Source organism: Zooshikella ganghwensis (assembly GCF_018263875.1).
Lineage (GTDB): Bacteria > Pseudomonadota > Gammaproteobacteria > Pseudomonadales > Zooshikellaceae > Zooshikella > Zooshikella ganghwensis.
In genome coordinates, this window is record NZ_JAEVHG010000014.1 from 57,450 (window position 1) to 78,739 (window position 21,290).

At 42.3% G+C, this 21,290-nt stretch carries 22 protein-coding genes; 8 read left to right on the forward strand and 14 right to left on the reverse strand.

The genetic code is table 11. From position 1 onward, the window contains the following. The first annotated feature begins 536 nt into the window (after positions 1 to 536). Positions 537 to 1,316, forward strand: coding sequence for a hypothetical protein (locus KHS79_RS17690; protein ID WP_212720708.1), 780 nt, complete (start codon positions 537 to 539; stop codon positions 1,314 to 1,316). Positions 1,317 to 1,340: 24 nt separating this feature from the next. Here KHS79_RS17690 and KHS79_RS17695 read toward each other — a convergent pair whose 3' ends face one another. The 10 genes from KHS79_RS17695 to KHS79_RS17740 all read right to left on the reverse strand — a co-directional run bounded on the left by KHS79_RS17695 (position 1,341) and on the right by KHS79_RS17740 (position 10,947). Then, the gene (locus KHS79_RS17695) at positions 1,341 to 1,667 is read right to left on the reverse strand and encodes a DUF3392 family protein (protein WP_212720709.1); all 327 of its coding nucleotides are present in this window, start codon (positions 1,665 to 1,667) and stop codon (positions 1,341 to 1,343) included. 5 nt (positions 1,668 to 1,672) lie between these two features. Next, a complete protein-coding gene (gene hemW / locus KHS79_RS17700; protein ID WP_212720710.1) occupies positions 1,673 to 2,815 on the reverse strand; it encodes a radical SAM family heme chaperone HemW in 1,143 nt (380 codons plus the stop codon). A gap of 7 nt (positions 2,816 to 2,822) precedes the next feature. Then, positions 2,823 to 3,428 (reverse strand): XTP/dITP diphosphatase, encoded by a 606-nt coding sequence (locus tag KHS79_RS17705; RefSeq protein WP_038289601.1) that lies wholly within the window; start codon positions 3,426 to 3,428, stop codon positions 2,823 to 2,825. An 8-nt stretch (positions 3,429 to 3,436) separates the two neighbouring features. Further along, positions 3,437 to 3,943 (reverse strand): DUF4426 domain-containing protein, encoded by a 507-nt coding sequence (locus tag KHS79_RS17710; RefSeq protein WP_212720711.1) that lies wholly within the window; start codon positions 3,941 to 3,943, stop codon positions 3,437 to 3,439. Positions 3,944 to 4,287: 344 nt separating this feature from the next. Next, positions 4,288 to 4,881 (reverse strand): methionine biosynthesis protein MetW, encoded by a 594-nt coding sequence (metW, locus tag KHS79_RS17715; protein WP_027706686.1) that lies wholly within the window; start codon positions 4,879 to 4,881, stop codon positions 4,288 to 4,290. Position 4,882: 1 nt separating this feature from the next. Next, positions 4,883 to 6,028, reverse strand: coding sequence for a homoserine O-succinyltransferase MetX (metX, locus tag KHS79_RS17720; RefSeq protein WP_212720712.1), 1,146 nt, complete (start codon positions 6,026 to 6,028; stop codon positions 4,883 to 4,885). Between the two features lie 266 nt (positions 6,029 to 6,294). Beyond that, positions 6,295 to 8,262: a dynamin family protein gene (locus KHS79_RS17725; RefSeq protein WP_051310709.1), complete on the reverse strand. Its 1,968-nt coding sequence runs from the start codon at positions 8,260 to 8,262 to the stop codon at positions 6,295 to 6,297. A gap of 379 nt (positions 8,263 to 8,641) precedes the next feature. After that, entirely contained in the window at positions 8,642 to 9,259 is a 618-nt protein-coding gene (locus KHS79_RS17730) for a YggT family protein (protein ID WP_094788889.1), read from the reverse strand. Between the two features lie 144 nt (positions 9,260 to 9,403). After that, complete coding sequence (gene proC, locus KHS79_RS17735; protein ID WP_212720713.1) at positions 9,404 to 10,222, reverse strand: pyrroline-5-carboxylate reductase; 819 nt, start codon at positions 10,220 to 10,222, stop codon at positions 9,404 to 9,406. Positions 10,223 to 10,260: 38 nt separating this feature from the next. Beyond that, on the reverse strand, positions 10,261 to 10,947 hold the full coding sequence (locus KHS79_RS17740) for a YggS family pyridoxal phosphate-dependent enzyme (RefSeq protein ID WP_094789491.1): 687 nt from the start codon (positions 10,945 to 10,947) through the stop codon (positions 10,261 to 10,263). Positions 10,948 to 11,182: 235 nt separating this feature from the next. On the opposite strand from KHS79_RS17740, the gene KHS79_RS17745 reads away from it, so the two are divergent. Both KHS79_RS17745 and KHS79_RS17750 read left to right on the forward strand, forming a co-directional pair. Next, positions 11,183 to 12,217 carry a type IV pilus twitching motility protein PilT gene (locus tag KHS79_RS17745; RefSeq protein WP_094788887.1) on the forward strand — a complete coding sequence of 345 codons (1,035 nt, stop codon included), beginning with the start codon at positions 11,183 to 11,185 and terminating at the stop codon, positions 12,215 to 12,217. A gap of 48 nt (positions 12,218 to 12,265) precedes the next feature. Then, on the forward strand, positions 12,266 to 13,408 hold the full coding sequence (locus KHS79_RS17750) for a PilT/PilU family type 4a pilus ATPase (RefSeq protein WP_094788886.1): 1,143 nt from the start codon (positions 12,266 to 12,268) through the stop codon (positions 13,406 to 13,408). A 33-nt stretch (positions 13,409 to 13,441) separates the two neighbouring features. On the opposite strand, the gene ruvX is transcribed toward KHS79_RS17750, so the two are convergent. The 4 genes from ruvX to gshB all read right to left on the reverse strand — a co-directional run bounded on the left by ruvX (position 13,442) and on the right by gshB (position 16,489). Next, positions 13,442 to 13,876, reverse strand: coding sequence for a Holliday junction resolvase RuvX (gene ruvX, locus KHS79_RS17755; protein ID WP_027706679.1), 435 nt, complete (start codon positions 13,874 to 13,876; stop codon positions 13,442 to 13,444). Positions 13,877 to 13,903: 27 nt separating this feature from the next. Further along, positions 13,904 to 14,479: a YqgE/AlgH family protein gene (locus tag KHS79_RS17760; protein ID WP_212720720.1), complete on the reverse strand. Its 576-nt coding sequence runs from the start codon at positions 14,477 to 14,479 to the stop codon at positions 13,904 to 13,906. Between the two features lie 53 nt (positions 14,480 to 14,532). Beyond that, entirely contained in the window at positions 14,533 to 15,423 is an 891-nt protein-coding gene (locus KHS79_RS17765; RefSeq protein WP_233468485.1) for an energy transducer TonB, read from the reverse strand. A 103-nt stretch (positions 15,424 to 15,526) separates the two neighbouring features. Then, entirely contained in the window at positions 15,527 to 16,489 is a 963-nt protein-coding gene (gene gshB / locus KHS79_RS17770) for a glutathione synthase (protein WP_027706676.1), read from the reverse strand. Between the two features lie 320 nt (positions 16,490 to 16,809). On the opposite strand from gshB, the gene pilG reads away from it, so the two are divergent. The 5 genes from pilG (at position 16,810) to KHS79_RS17795 (ending at position 21,279) form a co-directional block, all read left to right on the forward strand. Next, positions 16,810 to 17,217 carry a twitching motility response regulator PilG gene (gene pilG / locus KHS79_RS17775; protein WP_027706675.1) on the forward strand — a complete coding sequence of 136 codons (408 nt, stop codon included), beginning with the start codon at positions 16,810 to 16,812 and terminating at the stop codon, positions 17,215 to 17,217. Positions 17,218 to 17,292: 75 nt separating this feature from the next. After that, the gene (gene pilH / locus KHS79_RS17780) at positions 17,293 to 17,652 is read left to right on the forward strand and encodes a twitching motility response regulator PilH (protein ID WP_094789489.1); all 360 of its coding nucleotides are present in this window, start codon (positions 17,293 to 17,295) and stop codon (positions 17,650 to 17,652) included. A gap of 26 nt (positions 17,653 to 17,678) precedes the next feature. Continuing rightward, a complete protein-coding gene (locus tag KHS79_RS17785; protein ID WP_027706673.1) occupies positions 17,679 to 18,221 on the forward strand; it encodes a chemotaxis protein CheW in 543 nt (180 codons plus the stop codon). A 101-nt stretch (positions 18,222 to 18,322) separates the two neighbouring features. Continuing rightward, positions 18,323 to 20,350, forward strand: coding sequence for a methyl-accepting chemotaxis protein (locus KHS79_RS17790; RefSeq protein ID WP_212720722.1), 2,028 nt, complete (start codon positions 18,323 to 18,325; stop codon positions 20,348 to 20,350). Between the two features lie 65 nt (positions 20,351 to 20,415). After that, a complete protein-coding gene (locus tag KHS79_RS17795) occupies positions 20,416 to 21,279 on the forward strand; it encodes a CheR family methyltransferase (RefSeq protein ID WP_027706671.1) in 864 nt (287 codons plus the stop codon). Positions 21,280 to 21,290 lie beyond the last annotated feature (11 nt).

The following is a 21,290-nucleotide window of genomic DNA, read 5'->3' on the forward strand; positions in this document are numbered from 1 at the left end:
TTTAGATTTGAAGGGCTGATGAAGTTTTTAGTAAGATCTGTTGTTTAGGCCCAGCCTGTGTGTTTTTTAATATATGTTTGATATCTCTAATGTATAAGAAAATGTTCAGGCTTGTGGTATAAAAAGCTGTTCTGGTAGTTGAGGTTACAGCAGCATATCCGGCTCTGTATACAAGAATACTCATTTAAGTTTTATATACCTTTGGCAGCCATGCACTTACTAAGAAAAACAGAGAAATGTCAGGTTGGCCTGAATTTTTGCTCCAAGTGAGATACCTGCATACTTGTATTTGGCGCTTACTGCTCAATTATAATCAAAAGAATGACTTGTGACGAGAGTATGAGAGTTTGTGACCAAATATATGAATTTAGTGTATAAGATATGTGAATATCTAATAAATAAGCCTTACTTATGAGTTTGTTAGTATATAGATATATACAACTAACAGTGTATAATGTAACAGTTTTATTGAATTAATGCTACTATACAATCTCGCCAATAAGGAAGTTCAAACCATTACGGATAGTAGTTACTATATGAAGTGTATAAAATTTAAACTTTTACTGCCCCTGTTGATGGCAATTGTAACTAAGGTTGCTGCATTTTCAGTTGAGCCTGACAAGGTTCTACAATTACCTACCCCTGAAGAAACCTGTGAAGGTGTGAAGTGGTGTGAGTGGGTTGCAGTCAAAAAAGACTGGCCTCGGGGAGAAAGCCGTAAGCGTTTAGTCAAAATATCAAATGAGCTTTTCGAAGTCAGTATTCCTCAAGACTTTAATTATCAATATATTTATGGTGGTTTACCCTCTTACTCCTTGCTATATGATAACTTTAGAATTGGCATCTCTGTAAAACAAACGCCAGAACCCGTTGCTGGTAAGCATTCTGAGTTAATAAAAGCAGCAAAGGAAAAACAGGGAAATAAAAAGCTAGTGCCTGTAGATATTTTTAACATTGCTTACTTGAACAGTAAAAAAGTAAAAGAGCCTGATAATTTATACCAAAAAACAGTTTGGCGCTTGGCTTTTTTGTATAAGGCATCAGAACAGCTTATTAGTGTGCCAGAGTATTATTCTTTTGATGATATTTCTGCTTATATGATGGAAGTTAAGCGTGGAAAAGTTAAGTACAGGGTTACAATTATTACAACAGTAAAAGAGCAGAATAAATATTTAAAAATAATTGATGATGGCGCTCCAAAACAATTTGTTTTAGATATTTTAAGCAGTGTGCGATTGGTTACAAATCAACATCACTATGCTGCTGAAAGTCATCAGCCAATTATACCTAATGGTTTTTCTTGCTGTGGTGCATGATTTTTTATAGGTTAGAAGTTTATATTAATTATTTTTATCGGCTAACACGCCAAGTAAACATAAAATAATGAGCAGTACAGGAAATAATGTTTGGTTGTTAAATGATGATATTGCTGCATGTAAGTATGGGGGGAAAACGATAATCGCTAGGCTGCTACATACCAAGCACAAAATAATAAGCAGAAGTGATCTTAAGAAACTGTTTAATGACGATAAGCGCTTTCGTAAATAGCGAGAAAACTGGCTACCGAACATCAACAATAGCACAGCAATAATGCTTAAGGATATTTCATCAAGGTAGGATCGTGCCCACTGTGATAATGAAGTTACTGTGCTAATGATCACATTCATACTAGTTACATAAATTTTTCGAGCAGTGTATTAAGGTATAGCAGCCCTTTTGGTGTTGCCTGTAGTTGATTTGAAAATGGCATTAACAAAGCTTGCTTTTGTGCCGAGTCTAATTGATTATAAATTGATTGCAATGACTCGCCCGTTCTATCTAAAAAATAGTGACTTGGTACTCCATTATTAAGACGCAGGGTGTTCATTAAAAACTCTAATGCCCGCTCTTCTGGATGTATTTCTCGTTTTCCTGCCAAGTAGCTTTTACTGAGGTCCAGATAGTCTTTAGGTATCCTAGTCTTCCAAAAACGATGAATTTTATTTTGGTCCGGAAAGGTTATTTTGCTATGTGCTCCTGCACCAATGCCAAGATAGTCGCCAAACTCCCAGTAATTCATATTATGTTTAGATTTGCAGTTTTCCTGAGCATAAGCAGAAATCTCATATTGTTGAAAGCCTGCATCATGAAGCCGTCTCTGACCCGCTTGCTGTATAGTGAATAGGCTGTCATCGTCGGGTAACTTGGGTGGCTTTGAAAAGAAAATGGTATTGGGCTCTATTGTCAGTTGATACCAGGAAATATGTGTGGGTGATAAAGATACAGCCTGGTTTAAATCAAACAGTGCGTCATCAAGCGTCTGCTCAGGTAGACCAAACATGAGGTCTATATTGAAGTTTGTAAATCCGGCTTTTTTGGCCATGTCAATGGCACGGCTTGCTTCTTGAGTGTTATGGATTCTCCCTAACTGTTGTAGTTGTTTGGGCTGGAAACTCTGTACACCAATTGATAAGCGGTTAATTCCAGTTTGAAAATAGCCACTGAACTTCGCTTGTTCAAAAGTACCTGGATTGGCTTCAAGGGTGATCTCAATATCATCAGCAAAAGGAATTTTTTGTTGTATTTCCTTTAACAGGTGGTTAAAACTTTTGGCTGAAAACAGGCTTGGTGTTCCGCCTCCAATAAAAATGCTTTGTAGCGGGCGCCCTTGAACTAAATGTAGGTCAGCCATTAAGTCATCAAGGAGTGCACTGCAATATTCCTTTTCAGGGAGCGTATCTTGGGCTGTATGTGAGTTAAAGTCGCAGTATGGACATTTTTTTATGCACCAAGGGATATGTATATATAAGCTTAAAGGCGGTAACTGTAATGGCATAGCGGGTTCACTGCTTTCTTAATGCTTGTAACAGCTTCGCCATTGCTTTGGCTCGGTGGCTGAGTTCATTCTTGGTTCCTGCAGGTAATTCTGCTGCCGAACAGTGCTCGCTGGGAACAAAAAATAAAGGGTCATACCCAAAACCATGTTCACCACGGGGTTCTTCTAAAATGAGTCCTTCCCATGTTCCCTGACATATTAATGGGGTTGGGTCTTTTGCATGCTTTATGTAAACAAGAAGACACTGAAAACGCGCGGTGCGCTGCTGGGTTGGGACGCTATTTAATTCACTGAGCAGTTTTTCAATATTGTCCGCATCTGAAGCTCGCTCACCAGCGAAACGTGCTGAGTAAATACCTGGAGCTCCATCCAGAGCATCAACTTCTAAACCTGAGTCATCAGCAATGGCTGGTAACCCTGTTATTTTGGCAGCATGGCGGGCTTTGATAATGGCATTTTCAACAAATGTCAGGCCTGTTTCAGCGACTTCGGATACACCCATTTGTTGTTGAGGGAGCATCTTGATATTCAGGCTGCCAAGTAAATGTTGTAGTTCGTTTAGCTTACCTTTGTTATTACTGGCTAATACAACTTGTTGGATATCTCCAGGCATAGTTCAGATTAGTCCTTGTAAAACTTCTTAGTGAATTTAACAGAGATGGGAGATGTAGACTCGTTTGTAGTTACAGATATATTAAAGTGGAGAATTTCTTCATTGCTGTAAGGGAATGTGGCTAAGTAATAAATAGCATTTTGTTCTTTTACTTCACTAAACGCTAAAGAGTTTTTTTGTTGTAATAGATTAACAGCAGAGCCTGCAACTTTGGCGGAAACAGCTTGAGAGCCAGTACTTTGTTTCTGTTGAACAGATATATTAATAACACCGGTTGTTCCGCTTCGGGGGATACTATAACGCTTAGCAATTTCAGGTTTAAGGAACGTACTAGGGAAAGCACTGTAGTGAACAGTATAGTCTCCCTGTGTCTTGCTGTTATTTTCTTCTGCGTATGTGTTTAGTGAGCCAAAAAGCATTAAAGTAGTAATAGTAAACACTTGCAGAAATTTGCTGCTGACGGAGTATTCCTGTGAAGTTATATGCGTTTTTAATAAGTTAGGATGCTTGAACATAGCTAACCTCAGGGTGTTAAGACAAGAGTATTTGCAGTGTCATGGCTAAGAAGGCATGGGATAGTTAGTGAATTTATAATTTTGCTAACATGCGTTGAAACCTGTTGCTATCCTCTCCAAAACACTGTTTTCATTAGAGTGATTATTATTGCTGGTGTATGAAAAATTGATTTTACGTTATGTATAACCATGAGTGGTTTTTTGGTGTTGATATTGCCCCCCAGATACATACAACACAATTAATAACACTATAGTGAAGAGTATTCAAAAGTAGATAAGCCCATTTAACAAGAAAGTATAGCTAGCATTGGATTTCTCTTCTGTTATTCAGGTGAAAATGGCGGTTAACTTCTTGCTAATCGGTAAATAGCGATTTCACCAAATACATTAGGTAAAACATTAAATAGCCAATGGCCTTGGTGAGATTGGTCGACTACAGTCCGGTTTAAAATTCGCAGGCGTTTGGTCTGGCATAACTCTTCAAAGTCTTTGAAAGTACAAAAGTGAATGTTTGGGGTATCGTACCAGGTATAAGGCATAAACTTTGATACAGGCATTCTACCGCGCTGTGCAAGGTAAAGCCGACAGCGCCAGTGACCAAAGTTAGGGAATGTGACAATGCATTCATGACCCACGCGCATCATTTCATCGAGCACAAGATGTGGATAGTGAACCGCTTGAAGGGCTTGGGTCATGACAACCGTATCAAAGCTATTGTCAGAAAAGTTTGATAAGCCTTGGTCAAGGTCTTGCTGTATGACATTCACCCCTCTGGTTAGGCACTCATTAATGTAAATTTCATCTATTTCTAAACCATATCCTTGGATATTTTTGTGGGTCTGTAAATGATGAAGCAGTGTTCCATCACCACAGCCTAAGTCCAGTACTCGACTATTGGGTGTAATCCAAGGCTCAATAATGGCAAAGTCGGTACGCATATTATGCTACTTCCCTAATGATACGGTTCATGTATGCGTGAAAAGCTTGTTTGTAACGGTTTATTGGTAGTAGGAAGGCATCATGGCCTTCTGGAGCATCAACCTCCAGATAACTGACCTCTTTCTTCGCATTGAGGAGGGCATCTACAATTTCTTTGGAACGTTCAGGGGAAAATCGCCAATCTGTGGTAAAGGAAATCAGTAAAAATTTACACTGTGTATCAGCAAGCGCTGCAGTAAGGTCACCATTAAACTCGGCGGCAGGATCAAAGTAGTCTAAGGCCTTTGTCATTAATAAATAGCTATTGGCATCAAAGCCTTCTGAAAAAACTTCGCCCTGATAACGTAAATAGCTTTCAACTTGAAAATCTACATCATAATTGAAGTTGAGGTGTCCACTTCTTAGGTCGCGACCAAACTTACTGCGCATCGCTGCATCTGACAGATAAGTGATATGACCTACCATTCGGGCTAACATTAAGCCACTCTTAGGGTATGTTGAGTTTTCAAGATAGCGTCCGCCATGAAAGTCTTCATCTTTCATAATGGCTTGGCGCGCAACTTCATTAAAGGCAATATTTTGGGCGGATAGCTTGGGTGCTGAGGCAATAATCAGCGCGTAGCGAAGGCGTTTGGGATAAGCCATACTCCACTGTAGGGCTTGCATTCCACCTAAACTGCCACCAATAACTGCAGCCCATTGCTCGATTGCAAAGTAGTCAGCTAGCATTGCTTGAGTATTAACCCAGTCCGTGACAGTAATAACGGGAAAGTCTGGCCCGAAAGGCTTCCCTGTTTCTGGGTTTATGGTGGTTGGTCCTGTGGAGCCATGGCAGCCGCCAATATTATTTAGAGAGACGACAAATAGTTCATTTGTATCAATAGGCTTGCCTGGGCCGATGTAATTGTCCCACCAACCAGGTTTTCGGTCTGACATAGAGTGGTAGCCAGCAGCATGGTGGTGTCCACTCAATGCATGACAGATCAGTACCGCATTGGTTTTCTTGGTATTGAGCGTTCCATAGGTTTCTACTTTAAGTTGATAGCCATTCAATACTCTTCCACAAACAAGCGTCAGTGGCTTATCAAAAGTGATCGTTTCAGGCGTAACGAGGCCTACGGAATCAGCAGGAATTGATTCTGGCATATACTTCAAAAACCAATAGTGAGAGTAATAAGCACATGCTATACCCTCTGTGGAGGGTACACTTTCAGTTAGCGAATAATATTCGCAGACCACAGCATAACATCAACTGAAACAATACCATAGTGATAGCAACTCGGTGGTACAACAGGTGATGTAGTACTATATCAACTAAGTGTTGGATTAGTTAAGTGCCAAAAGTGGAGGCCATAAGCTATATAGTTTGGCTATTCGAACTATGGCCTACTGAAGTATTTCTGAAGTGAGTATTAAAATGGCATATTGCCGTTAAATTCAGTATTACCGGTAGGAGATAAGTCACTGCCCATAAAAGTATCAGCAACAGCTAGCTGCTTCTCACGATCATTGATAAAAAGACCTAGTTTCTCTGCACGCCACCGTTGGCCTGTATCTATCATTAAGTTTTTCAGCTGAACCATTTGCTGCTCAATAAGTTGTTTTTGCTCCAAAGTGTGTTGAGTCAAAGGAAGCAAAACGTCTTCATCCCAATAGAGAATTTCTTTTTGAAGGGCGTTGAGCACTTTCTTTATATTCAGTAGTAATGCATTGAAGAAGCGTTGAACAGTTAATCCGTCTTTACTAATATAATCTTTTAACTGAAGGTTAATGCCTTCCGCACGACTTTGAAGGGCTCTTAATTGACGAATAAAGCGGTTAAGGTCAAAGTGAGGCGGCTTGAAGCATTCCTTATCAGCTACACTGGCCGTATTACTGCTGTGATTACCATGTTTTTTATAAAGAGAGGCAGCAAGTTTATTGGCCATGCTAACCTCCATTTGCAGAGAGCTTAAATCCAGGTAAATCATTCTAAAGAATTCTGCAATGCCTTGCGCTAGGTTAGCACCAGGCTGCCAGTTATTGATTAAGTCTGGTTTTATTTTGTACAGATACTGTTCAAACTGTTTTGTTTCTGCGGCAGCCTGTAATAGCTCAGATTGTCTGGCCAGCATTCTCCGATTGGAACGTAATGTCAGTAAACGCTTGTGGAAGAGGTCGTGCTCTTGTCGAGTTTGCTGATTAAATGAGTCAATAATAGCTTGGTTATTATGTTCGTTACTGATTTTTTGCTGTTGCTCTCGAAGCGCATTGTGACGCTCAACCATACTATTGCGGCTGTTATGCATCAGATCGAGAGTACCCCGCAATACATTTTGATTGAGTAAGCCTTCCTTATGTTGGCTAATGGCATTGGAAAGCTCTTCTTCTAATGATTGAATCCTACTTCGCTCTAAGAAGCGTGCATTATTCTTGGTTTTACCCAAGATAGCGTGCTTAGCCGACACTGGGAGTATTTGTGTTGCATCCAGTGATAGTTTTTTAGCAATAGTCCGACAACGGTGATCGATTGTTAAATTGGTAAATCGCTCACCTTCTAATTCATCCCACAGCAGATCAATTTTATTTAAAACAGGGATGAGTGACTTGTTCGTTTCATCAAGAAACGTACGTATATGCTGGCGCCATAATGTTAAGTCCCCTAACCCAACACCATTATCAGCACTGACGACAAAACAAATTGCTTGTGCAGTATTGAGGATGTTGAGAGCTACTTCTGGCTCATTCCCGTAAGCATCTAAGCTGGGCATATCAAAGATGCGAATACCATGATGTAGAAGGGGGTGATCAAAGTTAATAGTGGCGTAGCGCCAGCTAGGAATAAATACTGTTCCTGGCTTAGCTTCATTGGTTTCTAAGGCTCCAGGAGAAAAACCTAAAGCAATAGCCTCTTCTACTGAGACTTGCTTAGTGCGTGATACCTCATTGAAGGCTTTTATTAGTTCTTCAGCATTATTTGAGCGGAGTGGAATTGTTGTCCAGCGACTAAGAACAGCCTGGTAGTACTCTATGGGCTGGTCACTTTTACGGGTTTCGATAGGTAGCAAGCGAATTGCAGGTTCTAGCTCAGGGTCAAATGTCAGTTCAGTGGGGCACATTGTTGTGCGACCTATCTCACTGGGCAGTAACCGTTGCCCATATGTGGCAAAAAATAAAGCATTAACAAGCTCTGTTTTGCCTCTGGAATTTTCCCCTGTGAAGACTAGCCCTATACGATCTTCATTCAGAAGACGTGTAGTCCTCGAAATGCGTTGTTCTAATTCTTGGTTATCAAGCTTGTTGTTTTTTAACCAAGCATGGTAACGGGCTAGCTGATTTTTGAGGTCAAGCTTCCATTGAATATAGTTTTCTATTTGGCATACTAGCTGGCCACGACTCATCGATGACTACCTTTCTTATCCTGTTGCCGCTGCCTTACATCCAAGCAAAGAGATTCCCGCCATTTTCAGGCATGTCATATCAATTAAACGAACGGGAAGCGAATTGGTCAATGTGAGTAGTGGGGTAATGTGACGAGCTGCGCAAAATTGTCAAATAATTGACGTCTAATCTTATTTTTTAAGTCAGTTGTTGTTTTTTCTAATAAAAGTGTTCAATCAAAACTGAAAGACAATATTTGATGTGTGTTTTTGAATAACTAAAAAAATAGTGTAACTGTCTTACAAGTTAATTGGTTTTATTGTAGGCAACAATATTCCTCAAGTTAATAAAAAAGCGCTTTTAAAAGCGCTTATAGGGAGTGATCTTGAGTATTGCTAATTAGCGAAGTGGCATGACTACACTGCGAATACTTAATGAGAGCACTTCGCTGTTAATGCTTGCTAGGCTGACTAACAGCCCTTGCTCAATAAAGAAAATGGCAAGAATAACCACCATCACTGAAAGGTCTAATCCACCTATAGGAGGAATAACTCTTCTAACTATGTTTGTGACTGGGTCAGTTATTTGGCGAAGGATGATCATTGCAGGGTTATAGTTGCCTGGCGCAATCCAACTGGCTATTGCAATAATGATAAGTGCAAAAAAATAAAACTTTAGAATAGCGGCAATTAAACAAAGTAAGGCAGTAAAGACTACTGCAAAAACACTTAAGTCTGCCGGGGAAATTCCATCAAAAGCCGCAATGATATACAACAGGAGTATTTGAATAATAAAAGCCAGTGTTAAGCTGGCAGTGTCAACGCCACCAACACTGGGAACAACTCGGCGTAAAGGTACTAATAGTGGGTTAGTTGCTTTAACAATAAACTGTGAAATAGGGTTGTAAAAGTCGGCGCGAACAAGCTGCAATAATAGGCGAAGTAGAACGGCTAGTATATAAAGTCCTACCACGGTCTGCAGTATATAGTTAAGTGTACTGAAGATAGGCGAGTGCATAGATCTATTAATCCTTGCTGTTTTCAGGAGCGCATATTCTATTTAGGCCAGCTTTGTACCATGTTAGTGCACGATTTTCTGTCTACCACTGACCTTTAATGGTTAATCAAATAAGGATGTTAGCCTGTATTTTCAATAGTAGTGTTACTCAGGGTTACTAAGTTCTTGTGCTCGCTGTTGGGCAGCAGCAGTTGCCTGATCTACCAGCAGTCGAAGGTTATTCTCTTCAAACACATTCAATGCTTGTGCTGTGGTGCCCCCAGGTGATGTCACGTTTTTTCGTAAAGTTGCTATTGCTTGATCACTGGTATTTGCCATAAGTGCGGCACCTGCAGCGGTTTGCATGACCAGCTGTTTGGCCATATCCGGAGGAAGTCCTCGTTGTATTGCTGCATCAATAAGGGCTTCCATAAAGAGAAAGAAGTAAGCAGGTCCGCTGCCAGATATCGCAGTAATTGCATCCAGCGTGCTTTCTTCATCTACCCAGCAAGTTGTGCCTACGGCATTGAATATTGATTCGCAGTAAGCTTTTTGCTGATCAGAGACAAGGTCGTTGGCGAATAGCCCTGTTGCTCCGCAACCAACCATTGCAGGTGTATTAGGCATTGCCCTGGTTATAGCGAGTTCAATGCTGAAATGTTGTTGAATGAATGCTGTAGTAATGCCTGCCGCAATGGATAATAACAGCTTGTTATCTAAGCCGGGCTGAGTACTTAACTCGTTAAGCACATCAGACATCACTTGAGGCTTCACAGCGAGTATTACAATATCAGCATGCTTCATTGCCTCACGGTTATCGTTACTGGTGTTTATATTTAATTGAGATTCAAGCGATATTAAGGCCTCTGCTCTGGTATCTGTTGCCCTGATTAAATTGGGTGAATAACCATTTGTTAATAATCCGTTGATGATGCTTTTGGCCATGTTACCTGCACCAAGAAAAGCAAGCGTTGGTTTGTGCATGCGAACTCCTTTATGGTCACTGTATGCAGTTTGGCTATTTATTTTCTGGCACCAAATAGGGCTGTACCAATTCGCACAATCGTAGCGCCTTCTTTGATGGCTACTTCCATATCACTACTCATTCCCATAGAGAGTGTATCTAGTTTCGCATCAGGGAATGTATGCTGAAGATGCTTTAAGGCCTGAGCTAGCTGATGAAACTGTTGCTGTTGAACAGTGATTTCAGAAGTAGCTAAAGGTATTGCCATTAATCCACGTAAAGTCAAATTAGACAGTTGTAGTATTTCAGCCGCTAAAGGCTCCAGCTGGTCGAGTAAAACACCTGACTTAGATGGTTCTTCACTAACATTTACTTGAATACATACATCTAGTGGGTCCATACCTGAGCGGGCATTATTTAAACGTTGTGCTATTTTTAAACGATCTACACTATGTACCCAAGAAAAATGTTGAGCGATTGTTGTGGTTTTATTTGACTGAATGGGTCCAATGAAATGCCAACTAATATTGAGGTGAGAAAGCTTACTCATTTTAAGTAAAGCTTCTTGTAAATAGTTTTCACCAAATAACGTCTGGCCTGCGGCATAGGCCTCTTCCAGTGACTCAATAGGCTGGTTCTTACTTACGGCTAATAGCTGTACAGTGTTTTCTTCTCGCCCTGCCACCTGCTGAGCAGTACTTATTCGTTGGCGTATGGTATGTAGATTATTAGCTATGTTTGACATGGTAAACCACGATTTAGACTGCTTGGTAAGAGGATAATAAACCATGTAATCTTAAATCAAAATGTTCACAAAGGCTTTCACCTCAAAAGAAAGCCCATCGTTAAATCTTGAAAAAAAGCATGTTATGGCGAGGCCAGTCTTAAGCTAGTGAATAAGCAATCCAGGTAAATTAGGGCTTTTGGAAAGACAGAGCTAAGCTGTAAAAAAAGAAGTTATAAATGTTTGGGGAACTCAAATGGATATCACTGAGTTGTTGGCATTTAGTGCAAAACAGGGTGCATCAGACCTTCATATTTCTGCAGGATTACCTCCTATGATCAGGATTGATGGCGATGTTCGCCGCATCAATCTTCCACCCATGGAGCATAAAACAGTTCATGGACTGATTTACGATATTATGAACGATAAGCAACGGCGCGATTATGAAGAGTTTATGGAAACAGACTTTTCATTTGAAGTACCAGGTGTGGCTCGTTTCAGGGTTAATGCATTTAACCAGAACCGTGGGGCTGGAGCGGTATTTCGGACTATCCCTTCTAAGGTCCTGACCATGGAGGAGCTGGGCATGGGGCAAACATTTAAAAATATTTGTGCCTTTCCCAGGGGGATTGTACTGGTAACGGGACCCACAGGTTCTGGTAAAAGTACAACACTTGCGGCAATGCTGGACTACATTAATGAGCATCGTTACGAACATATTTTGACCATTGAGGACCCCATTGAGTTTGTTCATGAGTCAAAAAAGTGCTTGGTAAACCAACGGGAAGTACACCGGGATACGCTAGGGTTCTCAGAAGCTCTACGTTCGGCTTTGCGGGAAGACCCCGACATTATTCTGGTGGGGGAGATGCGGGACTTGGAGACAATTCGTTTAGCGCTGACAGCGGCAGAAACCGGGCACTTAGTATTTGGGACTTTGCACACCACCTCAGCGGCTAAAACAATTGACCGGGTGGTTGACGTGTTCCCTGCTCAAGAGAAAGACATGGTTCGATCAATGCTGTCCGAGTCGCTACAGGCTGTAATCTCTCAGACATTGCTTAAACGAATAGGAGGAGGACGAGTGGCAGCTCATGAGATCATGATTGGTACGCCAGCGATTCGAAACCTGATTCGTGAGGATAAGATAGCTCAGATGTATTCAGCAATTCAAACGGGTGCTAGCGTGGGCATGCAAACACTGGATCAGTATCTTAAAGAATTGCTGCAGCGGGGTCTGATTTCCAGAGAATCAGCCAAAGAAAAAGCCAAGATACCGGAGAACTTTTAAAGGGGCTTTCATTATCGAGCTTAAAGCATTTTCATTGGAGTTGGTTTTATGGAAATTGAGAAGTTATTACGAGTAATGGTGGAAAAAGCGGCTTCTGACTTATTTATTACTGCTGGCGTTCCTCCTAGCATCAAGGTCCATGGTCGTATTGTACCCGTTACCAAAACAGCACTTTCTCCTGAAAAAACCAGGGAGACTGTTTTAGGGGTAATGAATGAAAAGCAGCAGCAGGAATTTTTAGAAAACCATGAATGTAATTTTGCGATAAGTGCGCGGGGTATTGGTCGCTTTCGGGCAAGCGCCTTTTATCAGCGTAACCTTGTCGGCATGGTTTTGCGGCGTATTGAAACAAATATTCCAAAGATTGATGACTTAGGTCTTCCTGATGTCATTAAAGACTTAGCGATGGCCAAGCGTGGCTTGATTATATTTGTGGGTGCCACAGGCACAGGTAAGTCAACCTCACTTGCTTCTATGATTGGTCATAGAAATGCCAATAGCTCTGGGCATATTATCAGCATTGAAGATCCCATTGAGTACATTCATCAACATCGAGGCTGTATTATTTCCCAGCGGGAAGTTGGGCTTGATACTGATAGCTTTGAAGTAGCACTGAAAAATACCTTACGTCAGGCGCCTGATGTCATCATGATTGGAGAGGTGCGCACAAGAGAAACTATGGAGTATGCCGTAGCATTTGCCGAAACAGGGCACTTGTGTCTTGCTACGTTACACGCAAATAATGCTAACCAAGCACTTGACCGGATTATCCACTTTTTTCCTGCGGATCGGCATGGGCAAATCTGGATGGATTTATCACTAAATATACGTGCAATTGTTGCCCAGCAATTGATACCTACACCAGATGGAAAAGGACGGCGTGCTGTTGTAGAGGTTTTACTCAATACCCCATTAGCATCTGATATCATTCGAAAAGGGGCTGTGCATGAGTTAAAACCGCTAATGACTAAGTCTACTGAGCTAGGTATGCAGACTTTTGACCAAGCACTTTATAGCTTGTATGTGCACGGTGAAATAACTTATGAGGATGCTCTTGCCCATGCAGACTCACCTAATGACTTACGCTTAATGATTAAGCTGGGCTCAGAAACTGATTCTGAGCATCTGAACTCAGTTGCGGGAGGTCTTAGTATTCAGGAGGAGGAGTCTGATAGGCAACGCTTGTTTTAAAGCCTTTTGAGGTACTTATTAATGAGTGCTGGTTTAGATAGGATGCATAGCCAGCCAAGTTTCAAGAATAAGTTGTGCAGCAAGGCTGTCAATTGGGGTTGAGGCATAGTCACCTTTATGACCAAGCTCAGCAGCATACTGTTTGGCCTCAAAGCTGCTAAGGCGCTCATCCATAGGAAACCATGGTTTATTGAAACGTCCATGGAGCCGGTTGCCAAACTTTCTTGCCCTACGACTCATTTCACTTTCAGTGCCATCCATATTGCAGGGTATACCTACTACAAATGCATCAGGCTGCCACTCTTTGATGATTTCGGCAATTACATCCCAATTTGGAATACCATCACGAGCTTTGATAGGGGGCAAAACTGATGCAGTACCAACAATGCGTTGACCTGTTGCCACACCTATTGATTGTGTTCCAAAGTCGAATGCTAAAAGACACTTAATGTTAGTGGGTATTGTCATTTCAAAGTCTGGAGTGTTCTAAATGGATCAGGCGTGGCCGGCAACGGGTGAGAGCATACTACGATTAATGCCTAATGCTGCAACGGCTGCATTCAATCGATCACCAATAGGTGTGTTGAAGAGAATATTTGGGTCAGCTTTACAAACAAGCCATGAGTTGTCGAGTATTTCCTGTTCCAGCTGGCCTTTATCCCAGCCTGAATAGCCCAAGGCGATAAGCGCATTTTCTGGCCCTTCATTCTGAGCAATGGCTAATAATATATCTTTAGATGTGGTGAGTTGTACACCAGGAGCTACTTGCAATGTAGCCTCCCAATGACTTTCGCTGGGAGAGTGAAGTACGAAGCCCCGCTCAAGCTCAACGGGACCTCCTGCACAAATGATATCACTGATGTGAGCATTGCCATGGGAAGGGGTAATACCCACTTGGCGAAAAATTTCATCCAACGTTAAGCCTGTTGGACGATTAATAACGATCCCCATTGCACCTTGGTCGTTATGTTCACAAATATAAGTAACAGAGTCAGCAAAGTTAGGATCTTTTAAATGCGGCATGGCAATTAAAAAGTGATCCTTGAAGCTTTGGGTAGATGTAGTGTTCATATTAAAAGTATTGGGGCTTAGTGGTTTTAATACAAGCCCCAACGAAAGAAAAACTAAAAACTTGAAAGGTAATTACCTTTTTCAAAGCGCCAGGTGCGGATGATCTCTAAAAGATCAATATCATTAAGATCACCTGTGAATGGAGGATAAGGAGCGGCTGCTTTAACAATTTTGATAGCTGCGGAGTCAAGGACTTTATGGCCAGATGACTGCAAGACCTGAATATTTTTGATACTACCATCCGAGTTAATTGCTACCAGTAAACGAAGGCTGCCATACAGCTTGCGCTCTCTGGCTTCCTGGGGATAATTTATATTACCAACGCGCTCCACTTTACGCCGCCATGCTTCTTTATAGTAAGCTCCTTGACTCTGCATGGTTGATGCAGCTGTTAAGCGGAGGACTCTTGGGCGTTTAGCATAGGTTTGAACTTGCTGATCAAGCTGTGCTTCAAGAGAGGCAATTTCTGAGCTTAAGTCGATTCTCTGTCGAGTTTTTTCTTGACTGCTTCTCTTGAGCTTCTTTTTTTCTTCCTGTTGTTTGTGTACCTTTTGTGAACTACTTTGAGTCGTAGTGACAATATTGGACTTTTGCTGCGCTTGGGTTGGTGCTGCTTGAGGTTGAGGCTGGGGGGTGACTTTCCTCACCTGATTATCACGAAATTGTGCTTTTCGATTCGTGGTAGGAAGAGCCTTGTCTTTTTGGGTGCCACTACCTTCTTGGTTTGCCTGGGCCAAAAAGTCAGCATCTTTGACTTTTTTATCACTTTTATAATTGGCTAAAGTAATTTCTAGAGTCTGAACAGGCGCAGGCTTTATTTCAGGTAAGTCAAAGCTTACTAGCAAAATTATTGCAGCATGAATTGCGAGTGCAATAAAAAGGTTAAATAGCAGGCGATCATTGGCAGATACTAGAGTTTTCGCTTGAACCATACCGTTATTCATCCAGCTTAGTTTACTTCCATTTGGTTTGAAGCGCCTTGCCCCATATTAACCTGCAGGAGGCAGATACAAAGGGAGCAAGTTTGCCAACCCTGTATGAAAAAGTCTATGAAGTACTCCGCGCTTGGAGCTTTTTTTCTATGCAATTCATCAGTTCGTTAGCGATATCTAATTGAAATATAGCGTCAAGTTCTCGAATACAGGTAGGGCTTGTGACATTTATTTCTGTCAAAAAATCGCCAATGACGTCAATACCTACAAATATCAGGCCTTTTTCTTGTAGTACGGGGCCAACTTGCTCTGCAATCCATAGGTCTCGTTCTGATAGCGGTTGACCAACCCCAGAGCCGCCTGCTGCTAGATTACCTCGTAGCTCACCTTTGGCGGGCACACGTGCAAGCGCATAAGGAACAGGCTTACCGTCTATGAGTAGAATCCGTTTATCGCCTTCTTTTATTTCAGGAATATATTGTTGTGCCATGATCTGTCGCTGACCATGCAGCGTCAGTGTTTCAATGATGACACTTAAGTTGGGGTCGTTAGGCTGTACCCGAAAAATGGAGCTTCCACCCATGCCATCTAAAGGTTTGTAAATAACATCACCATAACTGGCAGCAAATTCTTTAAGTAAATCAACTCGCCTTGAAATACAGGTTGGTGGTGCACATTGGGGGAACTGAGTGGCAAAGAATTTTTCATTACAGTCCCTGAGACTTTGCGGGTTGTTAACAACCAGAGTGCCTTGGTTTTGAGCTTGCTCTAGTAAATAAGTGGCATAAATATACTCATTATCAAAAGGGGGGTCTTTACGCATTAGAATTACATCAAGGCTCGATAAAGCAATGCGCTGAGGTTCTTCAAGAGAAAACCAATGATTAGCATCCTCAAATACGGTTAATGGGCTGGCAATACCCATACTTTGTCCTTGGCTTTGGAATATATCTTCAGGCTCCATGTAGAATAGGGACCAGCCGCGTTTTTGTGCGGCAATTAACATTGCAAGCGAACTATCTTTTTTATAATTGATAGTTTTAATAGGGTCCATCACTATTCCGAGCCGTACTGTCATATACACACCCTAGTGTTGCCTTCAGTTTAAAGATATGTTTAAGGTGATGAAGTTTACCCTTATTGCCATTTGATAGCTAAACTATTTGTAAGGTAAACAGTTGCTAGCTATATGCTTAATATGCTTCAAGGAATAGAAGCTCCCTCATATACTTGTCAAGAGGCTACAATAAAGGAATGTTGAACACGTAACGTTTCTTATAGATTGCACTAGGATTGTGTGTTAAAACATTTGACGGCACGGAATTCTGTCTAACTTTTAGTGGTCAAACCACTGCGAATGAGACAAAAGTAATTTCCTTTGGGCTGAAGGCTTAAGATATGGAAGATGATTTTAAGAGTTTGAAGGTGATGGTGATCGACGATAGTAAGACTATTCGTCGCACAGCGGAAACTCTGCTTAAAAAAGTTGGGTGTACAGTCGTCACTGCGACTGACGGTTTTGATGCCCTGGCTAAAATTGCAGATACGCAGCCAAACATCATCTTTGTTGATATCATGATGCCACGCCTTGATGGTTATCAAACCTGTGCACTGATCAAAAATAACAGTGCATTTAAATCGACACCTGTGATTATGCTGTCAAGCAAAGATGGTTTGTTTGATAAAGCAAAAGGTCGCATTGTGGGTTCTGACCAATACCTCACTAAGCCTTTTAGTAAAGAAGAGCTGCTTGGGGCGATTCGGGCGCATGTCAACACGAGTTCTAGCGCCTCTGCCAATGCGTAATTTGGCGTAAGTAATTTTTAAGAGCCATTCCTTTATTTGGGAGTGGTTTTGGTAATGTTTGTAGCTGGGGGATTTATGGCTCGAGTACTAATTGTTGAAGACTCTCCTACTGAACGGTACAAGCTTAAAGAAATGTTAGAAAAGCACGGCCACGAAGTCCTGGAGGCTGATAACGGAGCTGATGGTGTTGCTCTTGCGCGAGATCAGAAGCCAGATGCCGTATTAATGGATATCGTAATGCCTGGATTAAATGGTTTTCAGGCTACACGACAGTTGACGAAAGATCCCGACACTAGTCATATACCTGTGATTATTGTTACGACAAAAGATCAGGAGACAGATCGCGTATGGGGTAAACGTCAGGGGGCAAAAGATTATCTTACGAAACCTGTCGAGGAATCTGTTTTAGTGAAAACACTCAATAATGTACTTTGAGGCTGGTTGTTAGAGTGGTTTAAATCATGTCAGAAGTGCAACATCCTTTTGAGCTTCTTCAATCAATTGCTAGGCGTTGCCGTCAACATGCGGCAGGTCTTCCAGCCCAAACCGAAGTTAAAGCCCAGTGGAGTGGAATAGGTTTCCGTCTTGCTAACTTGAACTTTGTGGCCCCAATGGGTGAAGTGGCAGAAATCTTACCAGTTCCTAACTATACTCAATTGCCAGGAGTACAAAGTTGGGTAAAGGGAATCGCGAATGTTCGTGGACGACTGTTACCCATAATGGATTTACCAACTTTTCTTGGACACCAGCTGGCTTCAGCACGAAAAAGCCGGCGTATACTGGTTGTTGAACATGGTGAACTGTTTAGCGGATTAGTGGTTGATGAGGTTATGGGGATGCAGCATTTCCCTGTTGATGGCTACTCAGACCAAATACCACGCAGCACACCAGAGCCATTTCAGTCATTTCTGACGGGCTCTTATGAAAGAGAAGATGGTCGCTGGCTGATTTTTAGCCTGTATGCTCTGGCAGAGCACCCAAGCTTTTCAAAAGTTGCTGTATAGGAATTGAAGTAGTAGGAAGCAGCAGGTGGCGTAACCACCATTATTTTGTTTAACACTGTGCCATAACAAGAAGCTGTAGGCCATGTGGGGGCCAAATACATATGAAGGGTATATCTGCGAAGAACCAAACCAGCCAAATAATCGCTGCATTGTTTGTGCTGTTAATTGTCTCATTAGTTGCGATGATCGCAAACTTCCTTTACGTAAATAATAAAGCCTCTGAAGACAAGGAATATATAGGTCACTCAGGGGAGTTGCGGGTACTTTCTCAGCAGATAGCAAAAAACTCTACAGAGGCTGCAGCGGGTAAGAGTGATGCGTTTAAACTGCTACGTACTGCCCATGATGCCTTCAATGTAAGCTTTACTACCTTGCAGAAGGGATCTGATGACCTTCCTGCGGTAGAGCAGCAAAATTCAGATACACTCAATCAGCAGATGAGCTCCCTTGCAGGAATATGGCAGCGGGTGAGTAAAAACGCGAATGACATCATGAATACAGAAGATACTGTACTCTCTCTTCATGATGTAGCAGGCACCTTATCTGAAACAGTCCCACAGCTGCAAATTGAATATGATGAGGTAGTAGAAATTCTGCTGGAAACCAATGCCCCGGCTGGTCAGGTTGCACTGGCACAAAAGCAATCCTGGTTAGCAGAACGTATCCTAGGTAGTGTAAACAAAGTTTTAGAAGGTACCGAAGACTCAGTTATGGCTGCGGACAGCTTCGGTCGTGATGCTAGCTTATTTGGTCGTGTATTACGCGGGATGATAAATGGCGACAGTGAGTTAGGTATTACCCGAGTGACTGATAGTGAAGCTATTGACCGACTGAATGAAATTTCTGATTTGTTTGAGTTTGTTGATGGTAGTGTGGATGAAATCCTTGAAACATCCCCAGAGTTATTTCAGGTCCGTGAAGCATCTGACCAGATTTTTGCTGATTCTCAGCAGCTACTCCAAGAAGCATCTAAGTTAGTAAACCTGTTTGAAGGCTTGGAAGGTGAGCGGGTTATCAGTACCCAAACGGGTGCACTATTTGGCTTGTTGGCCGTACTATCAATTGTCTTGATTGGTTTGGTTATGGTTCGTGATACTCGCCAGCGTTTACAGGAGCAAGCAGAGCATAATGAACAAAACCAGGCGGCTATCCTGCGACTGCTGGATGAGCTAGCTGACCTGGCCGATGGTGACTTAACTGTATCGGCTACGGTAACGGAAGACTTCACTGGTGCGATTGCAGACTCTATCAACTTCTCTATTGACCAGCTAAGGCAGCTGGTTGCAACCATCAATAACACAGCAGTACAAGTGGCTTCAGCTGCACAAGAAACCCAAGCAACAGCGATGCATCTTGCTGAAGCCGCAGAGCACCAGGCTCAAGAGATTGCAGGTGCTTCTGCAGCGGTTAATGAGATGGCTGTGTCGATTGACCAGGTATCGGCTAACGCTTCTGAGTCTGCTGCGGTAGCGGAGCGGTCGGTGGCGATCGCGAACAAAGGTAATGAGGTTGTACAGAATACCATTGCCGGCATGGATACCATTCGTGAACAGATTCAAGATACTTCTAAGCGTATCAAGCGTCTGGGTGAGTCATCTCAGGAAATCGGTGATATCGTATCGTTGATCAATGACATCGCTGACCAAACGAACATTCTGGCATTGAATGCGGCGATTCAGGCATCGATGGCAGGGGACGCAGGACGTGGTTTCGCGGTGGTTGCCGACGAGGTACAGCGCTTGGCGGAACGTGCATCTGCGGCAACCAAACAGATCGAAGCGTTGGTTAAAACCATTCAGACAGATACCAACGAAGCGGTAATCTCGATGGAGCAAACGACTTCAGAAGTGGTTAAAGGTGCTCGCCTCGCACAAGACGCGGGTGTGGCACTAGAAGAGATCGAGAAAGTATCGAAAAACCTTGCTGACTTGATTCAAAACATTTCTAACGCAGCACGTCAACAGGCCTCATCTGCAGGTCATATCTCTAATACGATGAACGTTATTCAAGAGATTACAGCTCAAACCTCTGCGGGTACCAATGCGACTGCTAACTCTATCGGACACCTTGCTGAACTGGCTACTGAAATGCGTAAATCGGTAGCAGGCTTTAAGCTGCCAGAGGGTTAATAGTCCCTTTGGTTTATAACACTGTTTAGTTTAATTCAAAGGTGGGTCGCCTGAAGTAAGTGAGCATGATAACTAAAGATTGGTCAATGCAGTCACTGCCTGACATGGACCAGCAACAGTTTGAGCAGTGGCAGTCTCTTCTTGAAGATAGGACTGGCATGCGTATATCTGAGCAAAGAAAGTCGTTTTTACAAACCAGTGTTGGCATACGCATGCGTGAGCTCGGCTATTCAGATTACCAGACCTATTTTGAAGAGATTATGAATGGCCCAGCAGCGGCACAAGAGTGGACAACCCTTGTAGATCGCTTAACTGTTCAGGAAACCAGCTTCTTTCGGCACCGTCCTTCCTTTGAAGTTGTTGAAGAGTACTTAAGCCAGCGTGTAAGCGAGTTCAACAAACCTATTGAAATTTGGAGTGTTGGCTGCGCAACCGGTGAAGAGCCATATTCTCTAGCAATGCTCGCAAATGCAGTTCTCGGCGAACAAGGCAAATCTCAATATTTTGGTGTAACTGGAACGGATATTAGTGTACCTGCTTTGGCTAAAGCCAGGCAGGGAATCTATAGTCAGCGTAAACTAGAAAATATAGATTCAGACATTCGTGATCGATACTTTAGAAGTATTGGGCAGCAAAAATTTGAGGTAAATCCAGGACTTAAAGAGCGGGTATGTTTTGCCCGAGTTAATGTTTTGGAGCTTAATAAGGCCCCAATGTACGGTATGGATATTATTTTCTGCCAAAACCTACTGATTTATTTCCGGCGTTGGCGGCGCAAAATGATCGTGAATTGCCTAGTTGAGCGGTTAGTACCAGGGGGGTTATTGGTACTAGGGCTAGGGGAAATTGTAGATTGGAAGCACTCAGATCTGCGGCGCGCATACACTGATCGTGCTTTAGCTTTTATCAAGCATAAGGCGGCGAATTGATGACAAGTGGA

What these genes read in the sequence shown, in the direction of transcription:
- KHS79_RS17690 (WP_212720708.1), top strand. Translation starts at nt 537, where the DNA reads ATGAAGTGTATAAAATTTAAACTTTTACTGCCCCTGTTGATGGCAATT.
- KHS79_RS17695 (WP_212720709.1), bottom strand. Translation starts at nt 1,667, where the DNA reads ATGAATGTGATCATTAGCACAGTAACTTCATTATCACAGTGGGCACGA.
- hemW (WP_212720710.1), bottom strand. Translation starts at nt 2,815, where the DNA reads ATGCCATTACAGTTACCGCCTTTAAGCTTATATATACATATCCCTTGG.
- KHS79_RS17705 (WP_038289601.1), bottom strand. Translation starts at nt 3,428, where the DNA reads ATGCCTGGAGATATCCAACAAGTTGTATTAGCCAGTAATAACAAAGGT.
- KHS79_RS17710 (WP_212720711.1), bottom strand. Translation starts at nt 3,943, where the DNA reads ATGTTCAAGCATCCTAACTTATTAAAAACGCATATAACTTCACAGGAA.
- metW (WP_027706686.1), bottom strand. Translation starts at nt 4,881, where the DNA reads ATGCGTACCGACTTTGCCATTATTGAGCCTTGGATTACACCCAATAGT.
- metX (WP_212720712.1), bottom strand. Translation starts at nt 6,028, where the DNA reads ATGCCAGAATCAATTCCTGCTGATTCCGTAGGCCTCGTTACGCCTGAA.
- KHS79_RS17725 (WP_051310709.1), bottom strand. Translation starts at nt 8,262, where the DNA reads ATGAGTCGTGGCCAGCTAGTATGCCAAATAGAAAACTATATTCAATGG.
- KHS79_RS17730 (WP_094788889.1), bottom strand. Translation starts at nt 9,259, where the DNA reads ATGCACTCGCCTATCTTCAGTACACTTAACTATATACTGCAGACCGTG.
- proC (WP_212720713.1), bottom strand. Translation starts at nt 10,222, where the DNA reads ATGCACAAACCAACGCTTGCTTTTCTTGGTGCAGGTAACATGGCCAAA.
- KHS79_RS17740 (WP_094789491.1), bottom strand. Translation starts at nt 10,947, where the DNA reads ATGTCAAACATAGCTAATAATCTACATACCATACGCCAACGAATAAGT.
- KHS79_RS17745 (WP_094788887.1), top strand. Translation starts at nt 11,183, where the DNA reads ATGGATATCACTGAGTTGTTGGCATTTAGTGCAAAACAGGGTGCATCA.
- KHS79_RS17750 (WP_094788886.1), top strand. Translation starts at nt 12,266, where the DNA reads ATGGAAATTGAGAAGTTATTACGAGTAATGGTGGAAAAAGCGGCTTCT.
- ruvX (WP_027706679.1), bottom strand. Translation starts at nt 13,876, where the DNA reads ATGACAATACCCACTAACATTAAGTGTCTTTTAGCATTCGACTTTGGA.
- KHS79_RS17760 (WP_212720720.1), bottom strand. Translation starts at nt 14,479, where the DNA reads ATGAACACTACATCTACCCAAAGCTTCAAGGATCACTTTTTAATTGCC.
- KHS79_RS17765 (WP_233468485.1), bottom strand. Translation starts at nt 15,423, where the DNA reads ATGAATAACGGTATGGTTCAAGCGAAAACTCTAGTATCTGCCAATGAT.
- gshB (WP_027706676.1), bottom strand. Translation starts at nt 16,489, where the DNA reads ATGACAGTACGGCTCGGAATAGTGATGGACCCTATTAAAACTATCAAT.
- pilG (WP_027706675.1), top strand. Translation starts at nt 16,810, where the DNA reads ATGGAAGATGATTTTAAGAGTTTGAAGGTGATGGTGATCGACGATAGT.
- pilH (WP_094789489.1), top strand. Translation starts at nt 17,293, where the DNA reads ATGGCTCGAGTACTAATTGTTGAAGACTCTCCTACTGAACGGTACAAG.
- KHS79_RS17785 (WP_027706673.1), top strand. Translation starts at nt 17,679, where the DNA reads ATGTCAGAAGTGCAACATCCTTTTGAGCTTCTTCAATCAATTGCTAGG.
- KHS79_RS17790 (WP_212720722.1), top strand. Translation starts at nt 18,323, where the DNA reads ATGAAGGGTATATCTGCGAAGAACCAAACCAGCCAAATAATCGCTGCA.
- KHS79_RS17795 (WP_027706671.1), top strand. Translation starts at nt 20,416, where the DNA reads ATGATAACTAAAGATTGGTCAATGCAGTCACTGCCTGACATGGACCAG.